Source organism: Brevibacillus sp. HD3.3A (genome assembly GCF_013284375.2).
GTDB classification, from domain to species: domain Bacteria; phylum Bacillota; class Bacilli; order Brevibacillales; family Brevibacillaceae; genus Brevibacillus; species Brevibacillus parabrevis.
In genome coordinates this window covers 1,994,871-2,017,803 of sequence record NZ_CP085874.1, presented here as the reverse complement: position 1 = coordinate 2,017,803, position 22,933 = coordinate 1,994,871, and the positions used below count along the sequence as shown (strand labels likewise).

The following is a 22,933-nucleotide window of genomic DNA, read 5'->3' as shown; positions in this document are numbered from 1 at the left end:
AGCGGCACGTCCATATTCTTTACTGAGTGAATTTTTCCTTGCAAAGGAGCCTTCCATGAGACAGTCATTCTTTTACGGAACGGTTATCCTCATCATTGCTGGCGGCATCACCAAAGTGTTTGGCTTTGCTCACAGGATCGTGCTTTCACGCATCATCGGAGCGGAAGGAATGGGGCTGTATCAAATGGTCGTGCCCCTGTTGTACTTTCTGATCACGGTGACGACATTCGGTCTGCCTGTCGCCATCGCCAAGCAAGTGGCGGAAACCGAGGCAGCTAACAATCCGCGCATGACCCGCCGCTACTTGCTGCTCGCCCTCGCAGTCGCTGGCGGCATCAGCTTGCTGGTTTGCACACTGCTCCTGCTGTTTTCCCACTGGATTGCGGGCGCTCTATTCGCGGACCCTCGCGCCCATATCGTCATGCTCGCCGCCATCCCGGTCATTCCGATCTCCAGTATTTCACTCGTGCTGCGCGGATACTTCCAGGGAAAGCAAAACATGATCCCCACCGCCATCTCCCAGTTGCTGGAGCAAGTGGCCCGCATGGCGCTGGTCGTCGTCATGACCATGTCGTTTTTGTCCGCAGGGATCGAGTATGCCACAGCCGGTGCAGTCGCCAGCATTATTTTCGGGGAAGCCGCCGGACTCCTCTACATTCTCTGGCAATATCGCAAAGGAAGCAAAAAAGCTGCTGCGCAACTTCTGGAAAGACCGTTTCTGCAAGCTGTCTCTGCCAGCAAGACAAACATCTCCCAACTGATTCACGTCGCTCTGCCCGTCACGTTGAGCCGCATCATCGGTTCGATCGCCTACGTCCTGGAACCGATGCTCGTACCGCTGGCGCTCGTCATCGCGGGGTATACGACTGCCACGGCAACGGGATTGTACGGACAGTTTGCCGGTATGGCCGTACCTCTGCTGCTTTTTCCCACTTTTTTAACCTATTCCTTGTCCGTTTCACTCGTTCCTGCCGTAGCAGAGGCCGCCTATCAAAAAAATGCTCCTCTCGTGCATCGGCGCATCTATCAAGCGATGCGCATCACACTCGTAATCGGAGCACCATGTACTGTCCTGCTTACTATTTTTGCGGAGCCGTTATGTACACTGCTCTACGGCAGCGAATATCGAGAGGTCGGCGTCTTGCTCAAGGAGCTGGCTCCGTTTTCCGTGTTCCTCTTTTTCCAGGCCCCGCTCGCAGCGGCCTTGCAAGGTCTTGACTACGCCCAGGTCGTTTTCCGAAATACGCTGATCAGCGCTGTAATCAAAACAGCCGCCATGTTCGTCTTTACAGCCCAACCGACCTTCGGCATTCACGGCGCCGTCATTGCGACCAATATTGGCATCACATTGGGCACCCTTTTGCACTTTGCCAGCCTGATCAAAAAAATCGGATTTACCGTCGATGTATGGGAGTTCGGAAAAATTGGGATCGCCATGCTGGCCATGGGTTACCTCGGCTCATACATGGCGGATCACCTGTTCTTGCATTCCTCGACGGCCAAGCTGCTTCTCGCCAGCGCGTCCATCAGCAGCTTGCTGTATTTGCTCCTTCTGGTCGCCATGCGCGTCCTGGGCAAACAGGACGTCCGCCGGATTCCCTGGATCGGAGAGCAGCTCGCCATCTTCTTCCCTCGCCGCTAACACCTAGTGTAGCGGCTTGTCTTTTTTATCCAGGTACATAATTCCTCGCTCGTCAATGCTGCAAAAGGAAACTTCCCGGATGTCCTTGATCCCGTATTTGCGAATTTCCCGCTTGAGCCACAGTTGATTTTGCCCGATCTTTTGCAAAGCTTCCTGCCTGACTTTGCCGTCCAGAATCAACGGAATGGGCAAGCCTTTGTATGAAACCGGCCCGATATGTTCTTCTTTAGCCAGTTCGATATCCCCACGGGTGAGATGCTCTTTTTCCGGCTTCAAAAAGACGCTCATCTGCCCGGTAGGCTCCAGCAGGGCGAACTCGACATCCGCAATATTTTTCACGTTTTTTTGCCGCAGATGTACCATCAGGTCATCCATGTTCAACTGATTGCGGCGCATCGCCTGTTCTCGGATTTGCCCGTTTTCAATGATCATATCGGCTGAACCGTCGACCACATCGCGAAATTTCTTGCTCTTTAACGAGAGATACGCCATGGCGATTTCCAGAACGGCAATCAACAGCATCGGCAAATAAAAGCGCAACCCAGGCTTTTCTACATCCTCAATCGCCAGAGCCGCCATTTCAGCCAGCATAATGGAAATCACCACATCAAAAACGGACAACTTTCCCAGTTCTCGCTTGCCCATGATGCGGAGCAAGATCAGGAGGAAAAAATACGAGAAAAGGGTGCGCAACATGACAGTTGAAATATCTTCCACTTCCCGCCGCCCCCTATCGAACATTTGATATTATTGTTCGGCAGGGAGCTTGCAACTATTAGCTCCAATTACAACCACTTTCGTTTGCGGAAAATGTGCAGCATGAAGAAGGTCATCGCCAGCATGATCACAAGCGCTACGATCAGCATGTAAGGCTCTGCCTCCTCACCCAGCCAGGCGAATGTGTTCATCCCGAAAAGCCCGGTGATAAACGTAAGCGGCAGGATGATGGTGGAGATGATCGTGAGTACACGCATCGTCTCGGTCGTCTTGGCGCTGATGATCGTGTAATACGTATCGAGCGCACCGTTCACCAGGTCGCGGAAAGTCTCTGTCGAGTCGGAGATCCGCTCCAGGTGGTCGGTCAAGTCGCTGTAGAACGGAACGTTTTCCTCGGAAATATCGAAAGAGAAGCGGCCATTCACATTGGCGAAGATTCGTTTTTGCGGCATGATGACACGCCTGATCAAAATAATCGTCCGCTTCAGCGCCAGGAACTCCTCTGTAATTTCCTCCATCTGATGCTCGTAAATCTCGTCCTCCAGCTCGTCAATCCGCACACTAATCCGATCGATAATCGGAAAATACTCGTCGGTAATCCCGTCGACAATCGCATACAGCAAATAGTCGGGACCCCGGTTCAGATAGGAATTGTTGCGGTGACACATGGCTGCGATCCGCCCGATCGTGTTCATCGGGGATTTGTGGATCGTCACGATGTAATTAGGGCCGAGAAAAACGTTCAGTTCTACCGTGGTAATCTCGTCATCGCTTTCTTCATTGTAACGCAGGGCGTGAAAAACGAAGAAATAGTAATCATCGTACTTGTCTACCTTGGCACGTGGACTGACGTGCAGGCAGTCCTCAATTGCCAGTGGGTGAAAGTCGAAGATCTTGGCAATATAGGGCAGTTCATTGTTCCCCACATCATACAGATCGATCCAGAGCAAATCCTCCGGAGATTTCAACCATTGATCTTTTGTCGCCAGATCAACATCATGAAACATCTTCTGCTCTGAGTGGTTATAAAAGTACGTTTTGATCAACCTTCCTCACCCCCGTCTCGTTCCCCATCCATCATACGAAAATTCCTCCTAATGTTCAACGCGAAGATGAATAGAGCGGCCAGGCCATTCATATAGATGGTACAAACAGTTGATCAGTGAGGGGGTAAACATTGTGCGGAGTGCATCCACCTCTGTGCTGACAGGTCTATTGTACACGACAGGACTTGTTTTGTTCGGGGCATTGCTCGCAACCTTGCTTCTGAGCTTCACCAGCATGCGCGAAGGCTCTTTGCCTTATTTTACGTACATCATCAATGCGGTTGCTCTTCTGGTCGGCGGCTTCGTCACCGGAAAGCGCTGTGGCGGCAAAGGCTGGTACTACGGGGGTCTGACCGGATTTTCTTATTTTCTCCTGATTCTCTTGATCGGTTTTCTGGGATTCGATGCCCCGATGCAATGGGGAACGTTCCTCTTTTTGCTCGGTGCGTTCGGAGTTGCAGCATTGGGCGGCATTCTCGGCGTCAATTCCGCCAACTCCAGCCAAAAGCCGAAAAATTTCAAGCCCAGACGCTAACAAGCTTATGCGTCCAAGAAAAAAGCAGGCGGGATTTTCCCCACCTGCTTTTTCTTTGCTTTATTTGGATTCTTCTTTTTCCAATTCGACTTTAGCTGGTTCGCTTTTCGCCGGCTCATTGCTTGCGGATGTCACGCTGTTGATCGCACCGCGATCGAATGTAACGTTTACGTTGTGGGCAATGCGCAGAGTCACTGTATCGTCAGTCAACTCTTGAATGGTGCCGTGCATGCCGCCGATTGTTACGATCTTGTCGCCTTTTTTGACAGCAGCCAGCATGGCGTTGCGTTGTTTTGCTTTCTTTTGTTGCGGGCGAATCAGCAAGAAGTAGAAAATCGCAAACATGATGATAATCGGTAAAAACTGTGTCAAGCCTTCCATGAAAATCCCCCTCGATTAAAAAGATCTATCTTCACCCAATCCATATTGAGCGAAAAACTGGTCCCGGAAATCTTGCAAGCGGTCTTCCGCAATCGCTTGGCGCACCTGCTCCATCAGCTTCACAAGGAAATGCAGATTGTGGTAGGTGGTCAAACGAATGCCAAAGGTCTCCTCCGCCTTGATGAGATGGCGGATGTAAGCGCGGGTGTAATTCTTGCAGGTGTAGCAATCGCAATTCGGGTCGAGCGGAGTAAAATCTCGCGCGAACTTCGCATTGCGGATCACCAGTCTTCCCTGGCTTGTCATGCATGTCCCGTTGCGGGCAATCCGCGTCGGCAGTACGCAGTCAAACATGTCGATGCCGCGGATCGCTCCGTCGATGAGAGCGTCAGGTGATCCTACTCCCATGAGGTAGCGAGGCTTGTTTGCAGGAAGCAGCGGAACCGTATGTTCCAGCACTTCGTACATCAAGGGGAACGGCTCTCCCACGCTCAAACCGCCAATCGCATAACCTGGAAAATCCATGGAAATGAGATCTTTGGCGCTCTGCTCGCGCAGGTCGTTGAACATCCCGCCTTGCACGATTCCGAAAAGGGCCTGGTCGTTTGGCCGCGCATGTGCCTTGAGGCAGCGTTCTGCCCATCTGGTTGTGCGCTCCATCGACTTTTTCACGTAATCGTACTCCGCAGGATAAGGGGCGCACTCGTCAAATGCCATAAAAATATCGGCTCCGAGCGCGTTTTGGATCTGTGTGGCCTCCTCAGGGCCGATAAACAGCTTTTCTCCGTTAAGATGTGAACGGAAGGAAACCCCTTCCTCCGTAATCTTGCGTAGGTTGCTCAAGCTGAATACTTGAAATCCGCCAGAATCGGTCAGGATGGCACGGTCCCAGTTCATGAAGCCGTGCAGTCCGCCAGCTTCCCGGACAATTTCATGCCCTGGACGGAGAAACAGATGGTAGGTATTACTGAGGATAATGCCCGCTCCGATCGCCTTCAACTCTTCGGGACTCATCGTCTTGACTGTTGCCTGCGTGCCGACTGGCATAAAGACAGGAGTGTCGATCGTCCCATGCGGAGTGTGCAGCTTACCGAGCCTGGCGCCTGTTTGCTTGCATGTTTTGATTAATTCGTAACGTACAGCCAAATTGTCGCACTCCTCAAGCTATGTATGTAAGTCTTTCCTATTATAAGAAAACTTGAGAGTGAAGTAAACCCACCCGACTTATAAGTATACACTTATGCGGGTGGGATGTGGCGTTTTTTAGACAATCAGCATGGCGTCTCCGAAACTGAAGAAGCGGTATTCCTCACGAACTGCCGTCTTGTACGCATTCATGACATGTTCTTTGCCTGCCAGCGCGCTGACCAGCATGACGAGTGTCGATTTGGGCAAGTGGAAATTCGTCAAAAGTCCGTCCAGTATCGAGAACGTATAGCCCGGATAGATGAAAATGTCCGTCCAGCCGGACGCAGCCACCAGCTTGCCTTCGTTGGCCCGGCCGACCGTTTCCAGCGTCCGGCATGAAGTCGTCCCGACGGCGATGACCCTTCTCCCTTCCGCTTTTGCCTTGTTCACCAGCTCCACAGTTTCTTCGGGAATCTCGTAATACTCGGCATGCATGACGTGCTCCTCGACAGAATCAGCCGATACAGGCCGGAACGTTCCCAGCCCCACATGCAGCGTCACGTAAGCAAGCTGTACGCCTTTGGCCGCAATTTGTTCCAAGTACGGCTTCGTAAAGTGCAAGCCAGCAGTCGGAGCTGCCGCCGATCCCCGTTCCCTCGCGTAGACGGTCTGGTAGCGCTCGCTGTCTTCGAGCTGCGCATGGATGTACGGCGGCAGCGGCATTGATCCCAGTTGATCGAGAATCTCGTAAAAAATTCCCTCGTACAAAAAACGAACAATCCGTCCGCCCGTCTCCGTCGCTTCCTCGCATACGCAGCGCAAAAGACCGTTTCCGAAAACGACCTCGGTCCCTGGCTTCATTCGCTTTCCAGGCTTCACCAGCGTCTCCCAGCGATCGTCTCCCAGCGATTTCAACAACAGGATCTCGATTTTCGCTCCCGTCTCGGCCTTTTCCCCGATCAGTCTGGCCGGAAGCACACGGCTGTCGTTCATAACCAGTACATCTCCGGGCTGCAAATGGTCGATCAGATCGGTAAACCGCTGATGCGCAATCGCCCCCGTCTGTTTGTCCAAAACAAGCAGCCGCGATGATGTCCGGTCTTCCAAAGGATGCTGGGCAATCAGATGCTCCGGCAAATCAAAATCAAATTGTTGCACGTCCACGACTCGTTACTCCTTTAATGACAGTTCATGTGGCAAAAGCTTGCTAGTCGATTGTCACATCCTGGTAATAGTGTTGCAAAATCTGCTGATAGTCATACCCGCCCTGTGCCATGGCACGAGCGCCGTATTGCGATACACCCAGTCCATGCCCGAAACCGTTTCCGCGGAACAGGAACTGTCCACCCTTGACTACCTCTACGTCAAATTTTGTACTGCGCAATGCCGTACCGCCCTGGGAAAAGATCGAACGGAAAGCATCCGGTGCCGTTACCTTGATCGGAATGCCGTTTGCCTCCATCGCGATGACACGTCCCGATGGTCCTCGCTTCGTCACTTTCAGACTGGTGACGTTCCCGGGAATGCGGGGAGCCTTATTTTTGTCCTGATTCGCATTGATCATCGCCGTCAATTCAGCCGAGGTAAAAGGCCCGCGCGTCCACGCGTAGGCATTCTCTTCTGCCTCTTGGGAGAGAATCGTCACTTCCGCTCCGTTCGGCAACGTAGACAAAACCCGGGTCGCCGTGCTTGGTCCCAGACGCAGATTCGTATTTTCTGTCGTAATGACAGCCATCCTCGCTCCCGTGTCATCTGTGCCGCTTTCTCTGATCAGGTCGCCGCGGACATAGCCGATCGAGCCATCTGCAAGCTGCACGCGATACCACGCATTCACACCGTCTACAGGCAGCGCGTCATCGCTGTCCACCGAACGCAAATACGGAACGGGATTGCCCCATACTTCCGTACCGTCCGCTGTCATCCCGCCTGCATTGGAATAAAACAACGATTCGACCAGGTTACCTTGGTAATAAATGGCTTCTCCTTTTGTCTCATCGACCGCCTCGCGAACGTCTTCCGACTCTTTTCCATATCCGTAATAGGCTTGCTCCATCACCGTATCGGAGACATTGGCAATCCCGTATTTGTTTCCTTGCCACAAGGCGCGAGTGCGCGACAGCACCGCCTGTGTTTTCAGCGCTTCGAGCGGCCAGCCCGGAGCCATTTCCGAACCGACAACCCCATACAAGTATTGTTCCATCGGCAGTTCATTCACAACCGTCAAATGACCGTTGTATTCCGACAGCTCCATCTCTCCCCGGTATGTACGCTGATCGCGCTCCACGACCCCGAGCAATGATTCGCCGTCCGCCTTTTTCGCCTCTACTGTCAGCTTGGCTTGCGGCGAGAACACATACTTCCAGATCGGCTCGTCCGGCGATCCGAATACGTCTTGCTTCAGCACGACGTAAGATTGGCTCGAAGGTGCCGAGTAAGAAAAGTTCGGCAGCGCATTGCTCGCTTTGCGCGCCAGGGACGAGAGCGCTTCCTGACTGACTTCGTCGCCGATCCATACCGCGTATTTGACCTTCTCGCCGTTGGACAAAAGCACGGGATAAGCCGCGATTCCTTTTTGCTCAAAAGCTTCTTGCCACTTCTGCGCTTCGCTCAAGCTCTTGAACTGACCAGCTTCCAAGCGAAGAGGGCCTTGAACGATCGGCTTCTGGCCTGTCGCTTGTGCTACTGCCGCCACCTGTGCAGCTGCGGCCTGATACGTATCGTACGTGCCGCTTACGATTTGATAAAGCGTTTGTCCGCCCCGATTGACCACTTGAATCGAGCCTTCGTATTTTTTCTGGCTCATGAGTTGAGCGATTTGCTGCGCCTGATTCCAGTCAGAAGTCTGCGCTACAACCAGATGGTACTCGTCCACCCGGTAGCGGACAGCGTCTCCATCTAATTCAGGCAGCTCTATTTTGCCTTCCGGGCCTGTCAACGTCACTTCCATCCCTTTTTCAGCCGTAAGTGTAACAGAAGGGACTACTCCCCTGTATCCTTTTCCGATATCCACAAAAAGTGCTACCCGGATATTGTTGTCGCCAGCCGCCTGAGTCGGTACTGTTCCTCCCAGGAGAGCCACTGTGATCAGACCCGCCGAAAGGACTTTCCCCATCCACTTCTTTTTCATGTCGTCCAACGTCCTTCCTTTCTCCTGATTTCGTCGAAAATTGGCATGCGCTCCCATCTTTTTCGACAATCACTGGAGATTTTCCTGCCCTTTTTCCCAAAATGGGACCAATCCGCTTGCACGCAAAAAGCCATCGGGCACCCAGCTCCGATGGCGTAAGCTTTGTTCTACATGTGCAAAAGAGAAGCGCTCTCACTTAAAAAGCCGGATGACATACATCAGAAGCGACAGGACGACGCTAATCACAATACACGTCACAATCGGAAAATAAAACTTGACGTTTTCCTTTTCCACGACGATATCTCCCGGCAGGCGCCCCAAAGGCAAGAAGCGTCCGCCCACCTGCCACAACAAGCCGATGACGATCAGGACGGCCCCGCCGATGACAAGTAGCTTGGCTATCGGATTCACGATTTCATCTCCCGCCCAAAATGCTGGTACGCACTCGGGGTGAGCACACGGCCCCGCGGCGTCCGCTGCATAAAGCCGATCTGCATCAAATACGGTTCGCAAACGTCTTCTACCGTTTGCGCCTCTTCCCCGATGGTGGCGGCAATCGTATCCAGTCCGACCGGACCGCCGTCAAAGCGCTCGATAATCGCAAGCAACAGCTTGTGGTCGATATGATCCAGTCCGCATGCATCTACTTGCAGCCGCTCCAGCGCTTCTTGCGCAATCTCTGTCGTGATGACGCCCTCGCCCTTGACCTGAGCAAAATCGCGCACGCGCTTCAACAGACGATTAGCCACGCGCGGGGTGCCACGCGAGCGTCTGGCAATCTCCTCTGCCCCGCCCTCGCGAATGATGACTTGCAAAATGTCTGCGGCCCGCGACACGATAAACGTCAGCTCGGGAACCGTATAAAACTCCAGCCGGTTGACCACGCCGAATCGATCGCGGAGCGGAGCGGAGAGCATCCCTGCTCTCGTCGTCGCTCCCACCAGCGTAAACGGCGGCAAGTCGAGGCGAACACTGCGCGCACTTGGCCCTTTTCCGATGATGATGTCGAGCGCAAAGTCCTCCATGGCCGGGTACAGCACTTCCTCGACGCTCCGGTTCAGTCGGTGTATCTCGTCGATAAACAGCACGTCGCCCTCTTGCAAGTTGGTCAAAATCGCCGCCAGATCACCAGGGCGCTCGATGGCTGGCCCGGATGTCGTGCGGATGTTGACGCCAAGCTCGTTGGCGATAATTTGCGAAAGCGTCGTTTTTCCCAATCCGGGCGGCCCGTACAGCAAGACGTGGTCCAGCGACTCTTTGCGCATTTTCGCCGCTTCGATGAAAATTTTCAAGTTTTCCTTCACATGCTGCTGTCCGATGTACTCATTCAAATAACGGGGACGGAGGCTCAGTTCCGCAGCATCCTCTTCCCAGTTCATGTGCGTCGTAATAATTCGCTGATCCAAAATCCTACCCCCTCATGAGCAGGGCAAGCCCTTGCTTGATGAGCTTTTCTACACTCTCGCCCTCTTTGGATTTCTCCGACAGCGCGTTTCTGATTTTTTGCAGCTCGCCATCCGAATAGCCGAGCGCCGTCAAGGCGTCGAGCGCTTCGTTCAACGCGGATACCGCCTGCTCGCCTGCCGTCAGATCGCCGGCTGCGACAGTCAAAATCGCCGATGGCGTATAGCCGACCAACTTGTCCTTGAGATCGAGAATAATGCGCTGTGCCGTCTTTTTGCCGATCCCGGGGAACTTGGTCAAGTATGTCACATTTTCTTGTTGCACGGCCATCACGAGCTGCTCAGGTGTAGCAGCCGCGAGAATCGCCAGGCCGCCTTTTGGCCCGATGCCGCTCACGTCGAGCAGCTTGCGGAACAAATCGCGTTCGTCGCGGGTCGCAAAGCCGTAGAGCAATATCGCGTCTTCGCGGACATGATGGTGCGTATACAGCTTCGTCTTGCTGCCCTCGTAGCGAACGAACTGGTACGGATTGGGACAGAACAGGCGATACCCGATCCCTCCAGTCTCTACGACTATGTATTCTGAATCCAGGTAACAAAGTGTCCCTTCCACAAAATCAATCATTTTTGAACTCCTTCCGAGATGGAGATAAACGCCTTAAACTGTGCGTGCGTAATCGCAATCCCCAACGCATCCGCCACGTCATCCGGCTTTGGCACTTCTTTCAGACGCAAGAGCAGCTTGGTCATTTCCTGGATTTGCTTCTTCTCTGCCCCACCGTACCCGGTCACCGCCTGCTTGACTTGCATCGGCGTGTATTCGTACACGGGCACCCCGGCAAGCTCTGCCGCGAGCAGGATGACGCCGCGCGCTTGCCCGACGGTGAAGGCGGTTGTCACGTTTTTATTGAAAAACAGCTTTTCTACTGACATTTCATCTGGTCGATACGTTTCCAGCAAGCTTTGCATCGCTTCAAAAATTTGTTTCAGGCGAAGCGGAACAGGCAAGCCTGCCTCTGTCTGAATGCTTCCATACTGGACGGGACGCAATTGGCTACCCTGCTTATCCAGAACCCCAAACCCAACGATCGCAATGCCAGGGTCGATTCCTAAAATGCGCATAGTCCACTCTCCGTAGGCTTAAGTTTCTACTCTCTACTGTATCACAAAGCGCCCGAAAAGCGAACGTGTATTTCCATGCAAAAGCCCGCTCCTGCTTGCGAGGAACGGGCCATACGGCGTCGCTTTAGTGTTTGTTCATCCCGAGTGTATCTGACACATCATGCTGCATGTGGGCATATTCATCCACACCGCTCTGCATTTGCTCCTGGATTTTGTTGATCTGCTGGTAATTGAGCTTGTTGTGTCCCTGATTCAACTGAACGTACAAACGCTGATGGAACTGGTCTTTGTAGCTACCTCTTGGCATGGTAGACATATGAAAAGACTCCTCCTTCGATCACCGTATGCCTACAGTATGGCGTGCGACCACGACGCTTATGATGCCAAGATTTACACCTCATTGCCCTGCTTTTGTCAAGACAACATAACTGGTGGAGGTGCTTTCATCCGGTGCGACACTTACGATTTGCTTTCGTATTCATCTGTCTTCTCCTGACGCTGTTGATCCCGGAGCCATCCGCCCAATCTGCCCATGCCAAAAGCAAAGAAGAAATCACCGTATCTGTCTCGGTCTCACCCGCTTCTTCCTTTCACTCCACGTTGACGTTTCGCGCCCAGCACTCGTTTGTGAAGCAGCTGCTGCGTGCAAAGACAGTCGCGGCCTATGTGAATCCATACTGGGTCCGCGCGACTCTTGTCGTGCACAATCGCTATTTCTTGTACGATCACGACGGGAATTTGTTTGAAAAGGAACGCCCGCTGCAATACATGCTGGGCGCAAACTTGAAACAAAAAATCGAAGATCTGGTAGCAAAAGTGGAAAGTGTGCACTACGCCAAAGCAACTCCGTGGGAACAAGTCAAGCAGACTTTCGGCCGCATGGAATACGCAACCGTCATCGACCTGGAAACAGGGGAACGGTTTCACGTCCAGCGCCGGGCGGGCAGTCGCCATGCCGATGTGCAGCCATTGACACGTACGGATACCCAAACGATGAAAAAAATTTATCAGGGCAAATGGAGCTGGAAGCGCAGGGCGATTCTCGTGGAGGTCAACGGCGTTTATTTCGCCGCCTCGATGCACGGCATGCCTCACGGTGCGGGGGCTATCGCCGGAAACGACTTTCCCGGACACTTTTGCATCCACTTTTTTGGCAGCTCTACCCACAAACGCAAGGAGCCTGACCCGAGCCACAGCCTGATGATCCAAAAAGCTTCCGGCTCTCTGGCCGCGAACTTGATCGGGGCATCTGCCGAAGAGCTGGTCGGCTATTTTTTGACCGCCCTGCACGAACAGGACATTCATTCGCTGCGGATGACGACAGACGGCTTTCCGCTGCCAGATCGCCTGGCGCAAGTAGCATCGATTCGCAAAACCGAGATGGTCATCCCTTCCGATGAAAAAGGTCCCTTGCTGCTGGAAGTGCCCGTTCACCTGACCTACTTCACGCGGAACAACGACGAGCGCAAGGAAAAGTGGACGTTTGTCCTCCATCGCCCGGTTCCGTGGGACAGATGGCGCGTCATCGCGGTAGAGCTATAAGGCTATAAATATAGAAAAAAGCCGGAATCGCTCTCCGGCTTTTCCCTTCTCTGATGATCATGGCGCATCCAGTTGAAACTCCCCATACGTGGAAAGAATGCTGTTGTACTCCGCCAGATTGCGGATGCGAATGCCTCGCTTTAAGTTCTCCAGCTCTTCTTTGGGCAGATTCGCTTCCATTTTCTCCGTATTGATCCGGTAAAAAGTCTGGATGACGTCCTGTTCCGTTGGCACACCGTGAAAAAAAGTCAGCATGCCGTCCGCTGACAGTCCGAAATGACCGTTTTCTTTGCAGGCAGGAGAAATGTCCTGCTCCCTTTTCATCAGGATCATCTTGGCGGCATCGGAAGTCACGATCTCCCAGCCTTTGTATTCTCCCATCGCTTGAGGGAGATATCCCGTGCCGACAGGACGCCGCTCTTCGTCTCGGACACCACACAAATAGCTTCGCGTCAATACAAGCTCATATGGCTTCCCTGTCACCTCGGCCGTCCTGCCTATGCCCGTGTGCATCAACTGCGAAAGCCCCGTCCCTTTGCTTCCGCTGCCTGCCAGCAGGATGCCCAATACGACACCTGTGAGAAGCGCCGCGCTCCACGATGCGTACACCATCCATTTTTTTCGCATTGTTCGATGAACCCCTTCACAAGCTTTTTTTCTAGTGTCGCCATGTTGGATCGGGGCCATACATGAATCACTCAACATTCGTAATTGGCTAGAAATTCACTTCCACGAAACGACAAAACGAGGAAACATTTTATGATTTTTGTCAATAGCCAAAATTTAATAATCTTAACCTGCAATTATCTACCAATCTATTGATTCTAGTGATAAACTATTTTTGCTTGGTATTCATTGTGAACTTATGGAGGTCAATCAAAACATGAAAAAGGCAAACAAAAAAATGCTGACCGCTTTTCTCCTCAGCACTTCTTTAGTTGTCAGCGCTCTCACTTTCTCTACTACGCCTGTGAGCGCCGCAGCTAGTTCCACCCTGAAACTCCGCTTGCTCGAAACAACTGACATCCACACCAACATCGTGAACTACGACTACTATCAAGACAAGTCCACAGATGAATTTGGTTTCGCCAAAACAGCGACGTTGATCAAAAAAGCGAGAGACGAAGCGAAAAACAGCATTCTCATCGACAACGGCGACCTGTTGCAAGGAAACCCGCTCGGCGACTATGTTGCTAAAATCGATCCTTTGAAAGACGGAGAAACTCACCCGGTTTACAAAGCGATGAACCTGTTGAACTACGATCTGGGCAACATCGGAAACCACGAGTTCAACTTCGGTTTGGAGCACCTCGATCGCAGCCTGAAAGGTGCAAAATTCCCTTACATCAACTCCAACGTCTACATTGACGACAAGGATAAAAATCCGGACAACGATAAAAACATGTTCACCCCTTACCAAATCCTGGAGCGCAAATTCAAGGATGAGAGCGGAAAAGAAGTGACGCTGAAAGTCGGCGTAATCGGATTTGTACCTCCGCAAATCATGCAGTGGGACAAAGCGAACCTGGAAGGCAAAGTCATCGCCAAAGACATCGTGGAAAGCGCCAACAAATTCATCCCTGAAATGAAGAAAAAGGGAGCAGACATCATCGTCGCGGTTCCTCACTCTGGCATCGGTCCTGTTGAAGGCGGAGCGAACCTGGAGAACGCCAGCTACCAATTGAGCAAAATCGATGGCATCGACGCCATCCTGTTCGGCCACTCCCACCTGGTATTCCCGGGTCCTGGCTTTGAAAACATCCCTGGCGTTGACGGTACAAAAGGCACCATCAACGGCAAACCGGCTGTAATGCCTGGCTACTGGGGCAACAACCTGGGCGTGATCGACCTGACACTCACCCAAGAAAACGGCAAATGGAAAGTAACGGAATCCGTTACCAAAACCGTTCCAATCTACGACAAAACAAACAAAGCGTCCCTGGCTGATGCAGACAAGGCCGTACTGGACGCTGTAAAAGAAGATCATGATCACACAGTGGAATGGGTGCGTTCCGCAGTAGGGAAAACATCTTCCCCTATCTTCAGCTACTTCGCGCTGGTGCAAGATGACCCATCCATCCAGATCGTGACCAATGCACAAAAATGGTTCGTTGAGAAAAACGTGAAAGGTACCGAATACGACGGCATTCCAGTGCTGTCCGCAGGAGCACCGTTCAAAGCGGGCGGCCGCAACGGCGCAACTTACTACACGAACATCCCTGCCGGCACAATCGCCATCAAAAACGTATCTGACCTGTACATCTATCCAAACACGTTGAAAGCTGTCCTGATCAACGGTTCCCAGCTGCAAGAATGGCTGGAGCGCTCCGCTGGCCAATTCAACCAGATCGATGTGAAGAAAACAGAAGAGCAACCGCTCGTAAACGAAGCATTCCCAACTTACAACTACGATGTAATCGATGGCGTAACCTATCAAATCGATGTGACTCAACCATCCAAATACGCTGTAGACGGCAAGCTGGCTAACAAAGATGCCAACCGCATCAAAAACCTGTCCTACAACGGCAAGCCTGTCAAACCGGAAGACAAGTTCATCGTCGTAACGAACAACTACCGTGCAAGCGGCGGCGGAAGCTTCCCAGGTCTGGACGGCAAAAACATCATCATCGATTCTCCAGACGAAAACCGTCAAGTTGTCATCGACTACATCTTGAGCCAAAAAGACATCAACCCTGCGGCTGACAACAACTGGACATTTGCGCCAATCAAAGAAAAAGTGAACGTAACCTTCACTTCTTCGCCAGATGCGAAGCCATTTGCAGAAAAAATGTCCAACCTGAAATTCATCAGCCAACTGGAATCCGGTTTCGCCAAATTCTCCATCGACTTGTCCAAACCAGCTTCCAAATAAGCTTCGACGCAAGACAAACATCCCTCATGATCGAGGGATGTTTTTTCTTGCCAAAATCGGTTATCCGACAAAATGATATTCACCCCAGGGCGAACGCTGGAAGATGCGCTCCCCATCGTTCAAAAATTGTTGGCGATTTTGGGCAAGTCTTCCCTCCAGCATCACCAGCTGCAAAACGCCGCGCATATGATAACCGGGACGCCTGCTATACAGCCCGGTCACCTCGCGCAAAAAATTGTCCGGATAACGGAGCAATTGATGAACCGCCCAAATCTGGGTGTCGCTCAAGTAATTGATTTTACTGTATGCCTCCATCGCCTCTACGAACGATTCCATCCGATATTCCTGCATCAACAGCATGCGCGACATCAGCTGGACGAGATCGACAAGCTGGATGTCGTGTCCGACCGTATCCAGATCGATCAAATAGCAATTCCCTCGCTGCGTCAGCAAAAAATTGTGGCTGGCGACGTCGCGATGCGCCAATGTGCCTCTTTCCATCGCCATATACATTTCCGGAATCAGCGGAAGCTTGTGGGCGGATTGCAGCAGTTGCTGACCGTCACGCAGCACCTCATCGGCAGCGTGGGCAATGACTTGCTCCAGTTTGTTTTGCGGGCCGTTTTGCTCAATCATCCACGTCAGTCGTTCAAAGTATTCCATCCGACTCTCCCACTTGTCGAGCAAGGCTGGCTTGCCCTCGTAGGCATAGGAATGAACGACAGGGAAGCCTTGAGCCGCGACATGAAACCGCGCCAACGTCTCTGCTGTCTTTTTCACATCAAAGAGTGACGCGTTATCCGCTTCCTCGCCATCAATCAGCTTCATGATGGTGTAATAGCGATCCTCGAAAGGAAATATTTTGGCACCCTCGGTAGTTGATACGTAGTGAACTGTGTGAACAAAGCCTTTTTGCCTCAAGGCGTCGGCTAACTCCGTGACCCATACTGCTTTTTCCAACTGCTTATACCCTTTGATGATCCAGTGTCCCCGGTCTGTTTTGAGCAGATTGACATTCCTCTTAGGCTTAACCCCGTGCACCTCACAACGAAAAGCTTTTTCGATCGCTGGTATGAGTCCTTTGTTCATAACCGTCCCTCTCAGTACGAAGAGGATTCATCGAGTCCGTCTCCCCAGTTAGGCCATGCGCCTTGTTCCGGCATGGAAGCGACACATTGGGAAGGAGGGAACATCATGTTGTTGTGAAACGGCTGCGGGCCACGGCTGCTTTTCGCGCTTCTGCGCCTTCTCAATTCCGGGCTGTCCGAGGAACACTCACATGATGAAGACGATGATTCCACTGGTTCTGGGCATACAGGCAACTGCGGATGCGGCCGTCTTGGCGGATGCGGTGGCGGTGGCGGCGGAAACGGCATGGGCATCGGATAGAGCGGCATAGGGAACGGCATTGGTCGCATCATCGGCGGCATCATTGGTGGCATTGGTGGTGGCGGTCCGAATGGCATCATGCCCATCCCCGGAAATGGCGGCATCATTTGCCCCGGACCCATAAATGGCCGATAAGGAAACATCGGCTGACCAGGGCCGCCAAACGGTCTTTGGGATGGCATTGGCCCCATCTGTTGAGGGCTTAGTAGCTGCTGCCTGCCAGGAGGCATTGGCTGTTGCATCCTCGGTGCGGCACACGGTGGGCATGGTCGCACGGGCGGGCATGGCCTAAGCTGCGGCGCAGGCGGCATGAATGGCTGCATAGGACGCTGCTGCATGGGCGGCATTGGTTGCATTGGACGAACCTGTGCGGGCGGCATTTGTGTAAACGGCCTCACTTGGGCTGGCGGTCGGGTTGGTTGCACCTGCACAGGCGGGCATGGCGGGCACATGATAGCTGGCGGTGTTTGCGGCTGAAATGGGCTGATCTGTGTTGGCGGCATCGGCGGTATGTTCGGCATCCCGATGTTTGGCGGACTAGGCGGCTGGTAAATGTACGGACTGACCTGTGTTGGCGGCGCAGGCGGAACGAACGGCCGTGTAGGTGTCGGCAGTGCCGGCGGACTCGTAGGCTCCGACATGATATTCGGCGCTGAAGGCGCAGGCGGAAGCACCCTTTGCGGCTGCAAAGTCGGCACAGGTGTAGGTGCAGGCGTTGGTGTGGGCTGGATCGTCTCCGGAGACACGAGTGGGCCTGGAGACGCTGGTGGCCGCTCCTTTGCCGGAGGTGTAGACGGCGCTTCCTGCGTGATTCTCGTTTCCGATTCGATTTGCACTTCTTCCTCAGGCTCAATCGGCCGCCGCTCAATTTGTCTCGGCACTTCCTCCGACTCTGCTTCTGTCCGCGGACGTTCTTTTACATATGGAGCTGCCTCACTCATCGGATGAGGCGTTGTTCGTGGCTGGGGCCTGACAGGAACGCTCTTCGTCGGAATTTTGATTCTTGCTCCTGGATAGAGCGTGTCGGGAGTTTTGACCTGGCTGTTTAAGCGAAGCAGTTCCTTGTAATCGACGCCATATCTTTTGGCGATCTTCCACATGCTGTCGCCCTTTTGTACGATGTGAATCCTCAATGTTTCTCCTCCCTTGCGTGAAAACTCCCTACCATGGTATGCACCCATGGGCTTTTTGCTCCTTGGCGGCCTTCGCTTTTACGCTTGCAGGGGAGAAAAAAGAAAGAAGCCAATTTTTACAAATTGGCCTCCAGTTTGGCTCCTTGCATATAAAATGGATACGTTCCTAGCTGACGCACCTGACAACCGATAGCTTCAATCTCGGCAAAAGCGCCCGGCAAGAGGACATCGTCCATTTTTTGCTCGATATCGATGACAAAGTAGTAGCTTCCCAGCGCTTTTTTCGTCGGCCGGGACTCAATCCGCGACAGGTTGACCTTTCTCCAGGCAAACGCGGCCAACACTTGATACAGCGCACCAGGGAAATCTTCCGGCAGCGTGACAAGTATCGTCGTTTTCTCGCGTGAGGACGCCTGCAACTCCAACGGCTCCGTGCCGACCAGCACAAAACGCGTGTAGTTATTCGAATAATCTTGAATTTGTTCGCGGGCGAACTCCAGCGGGTAAATCTCCACATTCAGCTTCGTGCCAACAGCAGCCCACGGCTCCTCGGGATGCTCGCTCACCGTTTTTGCAGCCAGTGCTGTGCTGTTCATGTACTCGATCTTGGCGTGCGGCAAGTTTTCCCGCAAGAAATTGTGGCTCTGGGCAATCGCTTGCGGGTGCGACAACACTTTTGTGATCGCAGACAAAGGCAAGGCTTGCTCTCTTTTGGCTACCAGCAAGTTTTGCGTAATCGGCAGCGCCAGCTCAGCCAGGATCGGCAAATCGACCTCGTGAATGAGCCAGTCCAAAGTCGAATTGACGGTACCCTCGATGGAATTTTCCATCGGCACGACCCCGAATGCCACTTCCTTGTTGGAAACAGCATCCAGCACATCGATGATGCTCGGATACGGAACGAGCGAGAGCGGCTGGCGTTGCGTCAAAGTCCGCGCCGCCTCTTCTGTGAATGTTCCGCGTGGTCCGAGAAAAGCAAGTTTCTTCTCCATGGCGTTCTCCTATCCACTATGCTCTATCTCTGATGGATTTCTACTTGTACGCCATTTTCGTCCGGCTGCAAAATCATTACACGGTAGGCAATGCCGTGTCCTTTCATCACTCTGTCCACGAATGCGCGCAGTTGCCCCTCCTCTTCCGCGGAAGAAAAGAAGCAAAGGATGGTTGGTCCCGCGCCGCTCAAGGCAGCGCCTACGGCACCGTGCTCAGTCGCTTTGTCCAGGATTTCGTTCAAGCCAGGTACAAGTTTAGCGCGGTACGGCTGATGCAGCCGATCCGACATGGCCCGTCCCATCAGGTCTAGTCTGCCTTGTGCCAAAGCGGCAACAAGCAAACTGCTATGTCCCACATTATATACAACATCTTCTTTGCTGTACACCTGTGGCAGGACGTTCCGCGCTTTTGTCGTCTCCAGCATGAAATCCGGGATCACGACGAGTGTCTGCAATCCGGCGGGAGGGGAAAATCGAACGTAAGGAACAGGTTCTTCGATCGTCTCTGGCATAGTCGCCACGATGATCCCGCCAAACAGGGAGGCTCCGACGTTGTCTGGATGTCCTTCCAGTGCTGTGGCGCGGGCGAAAAGCTGCTCGCGGCTAAATGGCTCGCCAGCGAGTTGATTGGCCGCCACCAATGCCCCGACAATCGCAGCCGCACTGCTCCCCAGCCCGCGGGTCAGGGGAGCTTCACTCGATGCGCGTATGGCAAGCTCCGGCACGGCAAGCCCTGCTTCCTGAAACAGACTCGCTGCTACTTGATACAACAAGTTGCTTTTGTCCGCAGGTGTGCCTTCCAGCTCTTTGCCAACCAGCTCGACGGTGGTCCGGTCACTGATTTCCATTTCTACTACGGAATACAATTGAAATGCCATTCCCAAAGCATCAAAGCCTGGCCCCAGATTGGCTGTGCTTGCGGGAATCGTTACTTTTACACGCTGACTGCTCATGAGACGACTTCTCTCCCGCTCTGGCGAACCAGCTCCATGACGGCTTCATGTGTCGCAGGCACTGAGCGTGGCTCTTCTCCAACGAGCTTCAGGGCGATGTTTGGATCTTTCAAGCCGTTTCCTGTCAAAACGCACGCAACCTTGACACCTTGCGGCAGTTTGTTTGCTCGATGCAGCTTGATGATTCCGGCCAGGGAGGCAGCAGAAGCCGGTTCGCAGAAAACGCCCTCTTCTTTGGCCAGCAGCTGGTATGCCTGCAAAATTTCATCGTCTGTCACGCTGTCAACAAGACCGTTCGATTCAGAAATCGCATGTAAAGCGCCGTCCTTGCTCGCAGGGTTTCCGATGCGGATCGCAGTCGCGATTGTTTCCGGGTTGGGTACAGGCTGTCCGAGCACCAGCGGAGCGGCCCCCGCCGCCTGGAAGCCGTACATGTGCGGCAAACGGCTTGATTTGCCTGCTTCCTTATACTCCTTGAAGCCTTTCCAGTAGGCGGTGATGTTTCCGGCATTTCCTACGGGAATCGCCAAAATGTCCGGTGCATCGGCCAGAGCGTCGCACATTTCGAACGCTGCTGTCTTTTGTCCTTCGATCCGGTAAGGGTTGACGGAGTTCACCAGCGTAATCGGCTCTTTCGCCGTAATGTCGCGCACGATATTCAGCGCTTCGTCAAAGTTGCCGTCGATGGCGATGACCTCGGCACCGTATGCGATCGCTTGCGCCAGCTTGCCCAGCGCGATGTTGCCGCTCGGAATCAGGACGATGCAGCGCAGACCGGAACGCGCTGCATACGCCGCTGCTGCCGCAGACGTATTTCCGGTGGAAGCGCACATGATCGTTTTGCTGCCTTCCTCCACTGCTTTGGCAACAGCCATGACCATGCCTCTGTCTTTGAACGAGCCTGTCGGATTCAGTCCTTCATATTTTACATACAGCTCGACTCCCAGCTTCTTGGACAAGTTCGCCGCATGGATCAGCGGAGTGTTTCCTTCGTGCAGACTGACCAACGGTGTCTTGTCCGTAACCGGAAGAAACTCCCGGTAGCGCGCAATAATGCCAGATTGACGATCAAAACTCATTACTTGTCTCCCCCTTCTACACGGTAGCAGCTCTCCACTTTGGAGATGATGTCCATTTGTTCCATATAGGCGATGACCCCATCCATATCGCTCTTGGACGATTGGTGCGTCACCATGATGATCTCCGCTTCGCCGCCATTGTTGTACGGCTGCTGAATGACTTGCTCCAGCGAAATGTTTTTGTCCGCCAGCAACTGGGTAATCTTTGCCAAAACGCCGCGTTTGTCCGCCACCACGATTCGCAGGAAATATTTGGACAGCTTTTGGCTGTCGTCTTTAAGCACTTTTTCCTTGTACGGCGCAACCATCCCGCGTCCGTTTACGCCCAGCTTTCTGTTTTTCACAACCGTGACCAGATCGGACACGACTGCGGTTGCGGTCGGAAGCTCGCCTGCGCCCGGGCCGTAAAACATCGTCTCGCCTACGGCTTCCCCGTGTACGTACACCGCATTGAACACGCCGTTGACAGAAGCAAGCGGATGCGATTTCGGCACCATCGTCGGCTGTACGCTTACCTCGATCGCTTCCTCGTCGCGGCGGGCCAGACCCAACAGCTTGATCTCATAGCCCAACTGCTTGCCGTATGCGATGTCTTGCTTGCTTACCGCACTGATTCCTTTGACGTCCACATCTTCCAGCTTCATCGGCACGCGGAAACCGAGTGTGGCGAGAATCGCCATCTTGCGGGCTGCGTCAAAACCTTCGACATCGGAGGTAGGATTCGCTTCCGCGTAGCCCAGCGCTTGCGCTTCTTTGAGGACGTCGCTGTAGTCTGCGCCCTCTTGGCTCATTTTGGTCAAAATATAGTTGGTCGTCCCGTTGACGATCCCCATCATTTTCGTAATGCGATCGGAGGAAAAGCCTTCCACCAATGCACGCAAAATCGGAATCCCGCCCGCTACGCTCGCTTCATAAAACACGTCACAGCCCTTTTCTTGCGCCTTGTTCAAGATTTCAGCCCCATGCAAGGCCATCAAATCTTTGTTGGCAGTGACTACGTGCTTGCCGCGCTCCAGCGCCTGGAGGATGTATTCTTTGGCCGGGTGGATGCCGCCAATTACCTCGACGATTACCTCGATGTCCGGATCATCCAGAAGCTCGGCAGGCTCTGTCGTCAGCAAATTTTCCATGGCGGCGATATTGCGCGACTTCTCGGCATCCTGCACGAGAATCTTCGTGATCTCAATCCCCAGTCCGGTCTGCTTTTGCAAATCGTCCTGATGAGCAGAAATGATGCGGACAACCCCAGTCCCGACTGTTCCAAACCCCATTAACCCCAGCTTGATGCTTTGCTTCTCCATTGTTTCTCTCCTCCTACCCTTCTTTTACCCTCTACCGACGATCATCGCTTTGCGAACGCCGGGGATTTCTTGCAAGCTTTCCAGAAATTCCGTGCTGGATACGCGCAGATTGGCCATATCGACAGACATGGAAATATTGGCAATCCCTTGCAGCGGAATCGTCTGATTGATCGTCAGGACGTTCCCGCCTTGTTCTGCAACATACGTGAGCACCTTCGACAAATAACCGGACATGTGCTCCAGCGAAAACGTGATCGTCATGATCTTTTCGCTCATCATGGCATTGAAGGGAAATATCCCGTCCTTGTATTTGTAAAATGCACTCCGGCTCAGTCCCACTCGATCTACTGCCTCATTCACGGTGTCCACTTCGCCGGATTCCAGCATCTTTTTCGCTTCGATCGTCTTGACGATTGATTCTGGTAAGATGTCAGATCGTATCAAGTAGAACTTCTCTTCCCGTTTCACGTGTTGTGTCCTCCTGAGAAAAACAGTTGTTTCTTCATAGAGGACATTATAACGGATAGTACTCGCTGTGACAATCCTTCATCGCCAACTTTTTTCATGGAAC

At 53.0% G+C, this 22,933-nt stretch carries 23 protein-coding genes and 1 pseudogene; 5 read left to right on the top strand and 19 right to left on the bottom strand.

The window, feature by feature from the left end; all coding sequences use genetic code 11:
* The first annotated feature begins 55 nt into the window (after window positions 1-55).
* Entirely contained in the window at window positions 56-1,642 is a 1,587-nt protein-coding gene (spoVB, locus tag HP435_RS09875) for a stage V sporulation protein B (protein WP_122964205.1), read from the top strand.
* A gap of 3 nt (window positions 1,643-1,645) precedes the next feature.
* On the opposite strand, the gene HP435_RS09870 is transcribed toward spoVB, so the two are convergent.
* The gene (locus HP435_RS09870; protein WP_217365236.1) at window positions 1,646-2,383 is read right to left on the bottom strand and encodes a DUF421 domain-containing protein; all 738 of its coding nucleotides are present in this window, start codon (window positions 2,381-2,383) and stop codon (window positions 1,646-1,648) included.
* 44 nt (window positions 2,384-2,427) lie between these two features.
* A complete protein-coding gene (corA, locus tag HP435_RS09865; protein WP_063230206.1) occupies window positions 2,428-3,405 on the bottom strand; it encodes a magnesium/cobalt transporter CorA in 978 nt (325 codons plus the stop codon).
* 133 nt (window positions 3,406-3,538) lie between these two features.
* Here corA and HP435_RS09860 point away from each other — a divergent pair, with 133 nt between their 5' ends.
* Window positions 3,539-3,940: a TIGR04086 family membrane protein gene (locus HP435_RS09860; protein WP_122964207.1), complete on the top strand. Its 402-nt coding sequence runs from the start codon at window positions 3,539-3,541 to the stop codon at window positions 3,938-3,940.
* A gap of 60 nt (window positions 3,941-4,000) precedes the next feature.
* On the opposite strand, the gene yajC is transcribed toward HP435_RS09860, so the two are convergent.
* The 9 genes from yajC to HP435_RS09815 form a co-directional block, all read right to left on the bottom strand.
* The gene (yajC, locus tag HP435_RS09855) at window positions 4,001-4,321 is read right to left on the bottom strand and encodes a preprotein translocase subunit YajC (protein ID WP_063230204.1); all 321 of its coding nucleotides are present in this window, start codon (window positions 4,319-4,321) and stop codon (window positions 4,001-4,003) included.
* Between the two features lie 15 nt (window positions 4,322-4,336).
* A complete protein-coding gene (gene tgt / locus HP435_RS09850) occupies window positions 4,337-5,467 on the bottom strand; it encodes a tRNA guanosine(34) transglycosylase Tgt (RefSeq protein ID WP_063230203.1) in 1,131 nt (376 codons plus the stop codon).
* A gap of 117 nt (window positions 5,468-5,584) precedes the next feature.
* Window positions 5,585-6,613: a tRNA preQ1(34) S-adenosylmethionine ribosyltransferase-isomerase QueA gene (gene queA, locus HP435_RS09845; protein WP_173597464.1), complete on the bottom strand. Its 1,029-nt coding sequence runs from the start codon at window positions 6,611-6,613 to the stop codon at window positions 5,585-5,587.
* A gap of 43 nt (window positions 6,614-6,656) precedes the next feature.
* Window positions 6,657-8,576: a SpoIID/LytB domain-containing protein gene (locus HP435_RS09840; protein WP_229049889.1), complete on the bottom strand. Its 1,920-nt coding sequence runs from the start codon at window positions 8,574-8,576 to the stop codon at window positions 6,657-6,659.
* A 192-nt stretch (window positions 8,577-8,768) separates the two neighbouring features.
* The gene (locus tag HP435_RS09835; protein ID WP_063230201.1) at window positions 8,769-8,987 is read right to left on the bottom strand and encodes a DUF2905 domain-containing protein; all 219 of its coding nucleotides are present in this window, start codon (window positions 8,985-8,987) and stop codon (window positions 8,769-8,771) included.
* Window positions 8,984-9,982, bottom strand: coding sequence for a Holliday junction branch migration DNA helicase RuvB (gene ruvB / locus HP435_RS09830; RefSeq protein WP_122964209.1), 999 nt, complete (start codon window positions 9,980-9,982; stop codon window positions 8,984-8,986). Before ruvB ends, HP435_RS09835 begins: the two co-directional genes overlap by 4 nt.
* 4 nt (window positions 9,983-9,986) lie before the next feature.
* Entirely contained in the window at window positions 9,987-10,604 is a 618-nt protein-coding gene (gene ruvA / locus HP435_RS09825) for a Holliday junction branch migration protein RuvA (RefSeq protein ID WP_122964210.1), read from the bottom strand.
* Entirely contained in the window at window positions 10,601-11,101 is a 501-nt protein-coding gene (gene ruvC / locus HP435_RS09820; RefSeq protein WP_063230198.1) for a crossover junction endodeoxyribonuclease RuvC, read from the bottom strand. Before ruvC ends, ruvA begins: the two co-directional genes overlap by 4 nt.
* 124 nt (window positions 11,102-11,225) lie before the next feature.
* The gene (locus tag HP435_RS09815; protein ID WP_063230197.1) at window positions 11,226-11,417 is read right to left on the bottom strand and encodes a hypothetical protein; all 192 of its coding nucleotides are present in this window, start codon (window positions 11,415-11,417) and stop codon (window positions 11,226-11,228) included.
* Window positions 11,418-11,551: 134 nt separating this feature from the next.
* On the opposite strand from HP435_RS09815, the gene HP435_RS09810 reads away from it, so the two are divergent.
* On the top strand, window positions 11,552-12,643 hold the full coding sequence (locus HP435_RS09810) for a hypothetical protein (RefSeq protein WP_122964211.1): 1,092 nt from the start codon (window positions 11,552-11,554) through the stop codon (window positions 12,641-12,643).
* A gap of 57 nt (window positions 12,644-12,700) precedes the next feature.
* Here the strand turns inward: HP435_RS09810 and HP435_RS09805 are convergent, their stop codons facing one another.
* Entirely contained in the window at window positions 12,701-13,270 is a 570-nt protein-coding gene (locus tag HP435_RS09805) for a BofC C-terminal domain-containing protein (protein ID WP_173598620.1), read from the bottom strand.
* Window positions 13,271-13,526: 256 nt separating this feature from the next.
* Here HP435_RS09805 and HP435_RS09800 point away from each other — a divergent pair, with 256 nt between their 5' ends.
* Window positions 13,527-15,515, top strand: coding sequence for a bifunctional 2',3'-cyclic-nucleotide 2'-phosphodiesterase/3'-nucleotidase (locus HP435_RS09800; protein WP_173598621.1), 1,989 nt, complete (start codon window positions 13,527-13,529; stop codon window positions 15,513-15,515).
* Between the two features lie 60 nt (window positions 15,516-15,575).
* Here HP435_RS09800 and HP435_RS09795 read toward each other — a convergent pair whose 3' ends face one another.
* Window positions 15,576-16,604 carry a phosphotransferase gene (locus HP435_RS09795; RefSeq protein WP_122964214.1) on the bottom strand — a complete coding sequence of 343 codons (1,029 nt, stop codon included), beginning with the start codon at window positions 16,602-16,604 and terminating at the stop codon, window positions 15,576-15,578.
* 852 nt (window positions 16,605-17,456) lie between these two features.
* On the opposite strand from HP435_RS09795, the gene HP435_RS09790 reads away from it, so the two are divergent.
* Window positions 17,457-17,852 (top strand): hypothetical protein, encoded by a 396-nt coding sequence (locus HP435_RS09790; RefSeq protein ID WP_229050002.1) that lies wholly within the window; start codon window positions 17,457-17,459, stop codon window positions 17,850-17,852.
* 98 nt (window positions 17,853-17,950) lie between these two features.
* Here the strand turns inward: HP435_RS09790 and HP435_RS09785 are convergent.
* The 6 genes and pseudogenes from HP435_RS09785 to HP435_RS09760 all read right to left on the bottom strand — a co-directional run.
* A pseudogene (locus tag HP435_RS09785) lies at window positions 17,951-18,004 on the bottom strand (LysM peptidoglycan-binding domain-containing protein); the annotation flags it as partial.
* Between the two features lie 149 nt (window positions 18,005-18,153).
* Window positions 18,154-19,029, bottom strand: coding sequence for a prephenate dehydratase (pheA, locus tag HP435_RS09780; protein WP_173597468.1), 876 nt, complete (start codon window positions 19,027-19,029; stop codon window positions 18,154-18,156).
* Window positions 19,030-19,052: 23 nt separating this feature from the next.
* Window positions 19,053-19,982, bottom strand: coding sequence for a homoserine kinase (thrB, locus tag HP435_RS09775; RefSeq protein ID WP_173598623.1), 930 nt, complete (start codon window positions 19,980-19,982; stop codon window positions 19,053-19,055).
* Window positions 19,979-21,061 (bottom strand): threonine synthase, encoded by a 1,083-nt coding sequence (thrC, locus tag HP435_RS09770; RefSeq protein WP_173598624.1) that lies wholly within the window; start codon window positions 21,059-21,061, stop codon window positions 19,979-19,981. The genes thrB and thrC overlap by 4 nt, the downstream gene beginning before the upstream one ends.
* Window positions 21,061-22,362 (bottom strand): homoserine dehydrogenase, encoded by a 1,302-nt coding sequence (locus HP435_RS09765; RefSeq protein WP_122964218.1) that lies wholly within the window; start codon window positions 22,360-22,362, stop codon window positions 21,061-21,063. The genes thrC and HP435_RS09765 overlap by 1 nt, the downstream gene beginning before the upstream one ends.
* Before the next feature lie 24 nt (window positions 22,363-22,386).
* Entirely contained in the window at window positions 22,387-22,830 is a 444-nt protein-coding gene (locus HP435_RS09760) for an ACT domain-containing protein (RefSeq protein WP_122964219.1), read from the bottom strand.
* Between the last annotated feature and the right edge of the window lie 103 nt (window positions 22,831-22,933).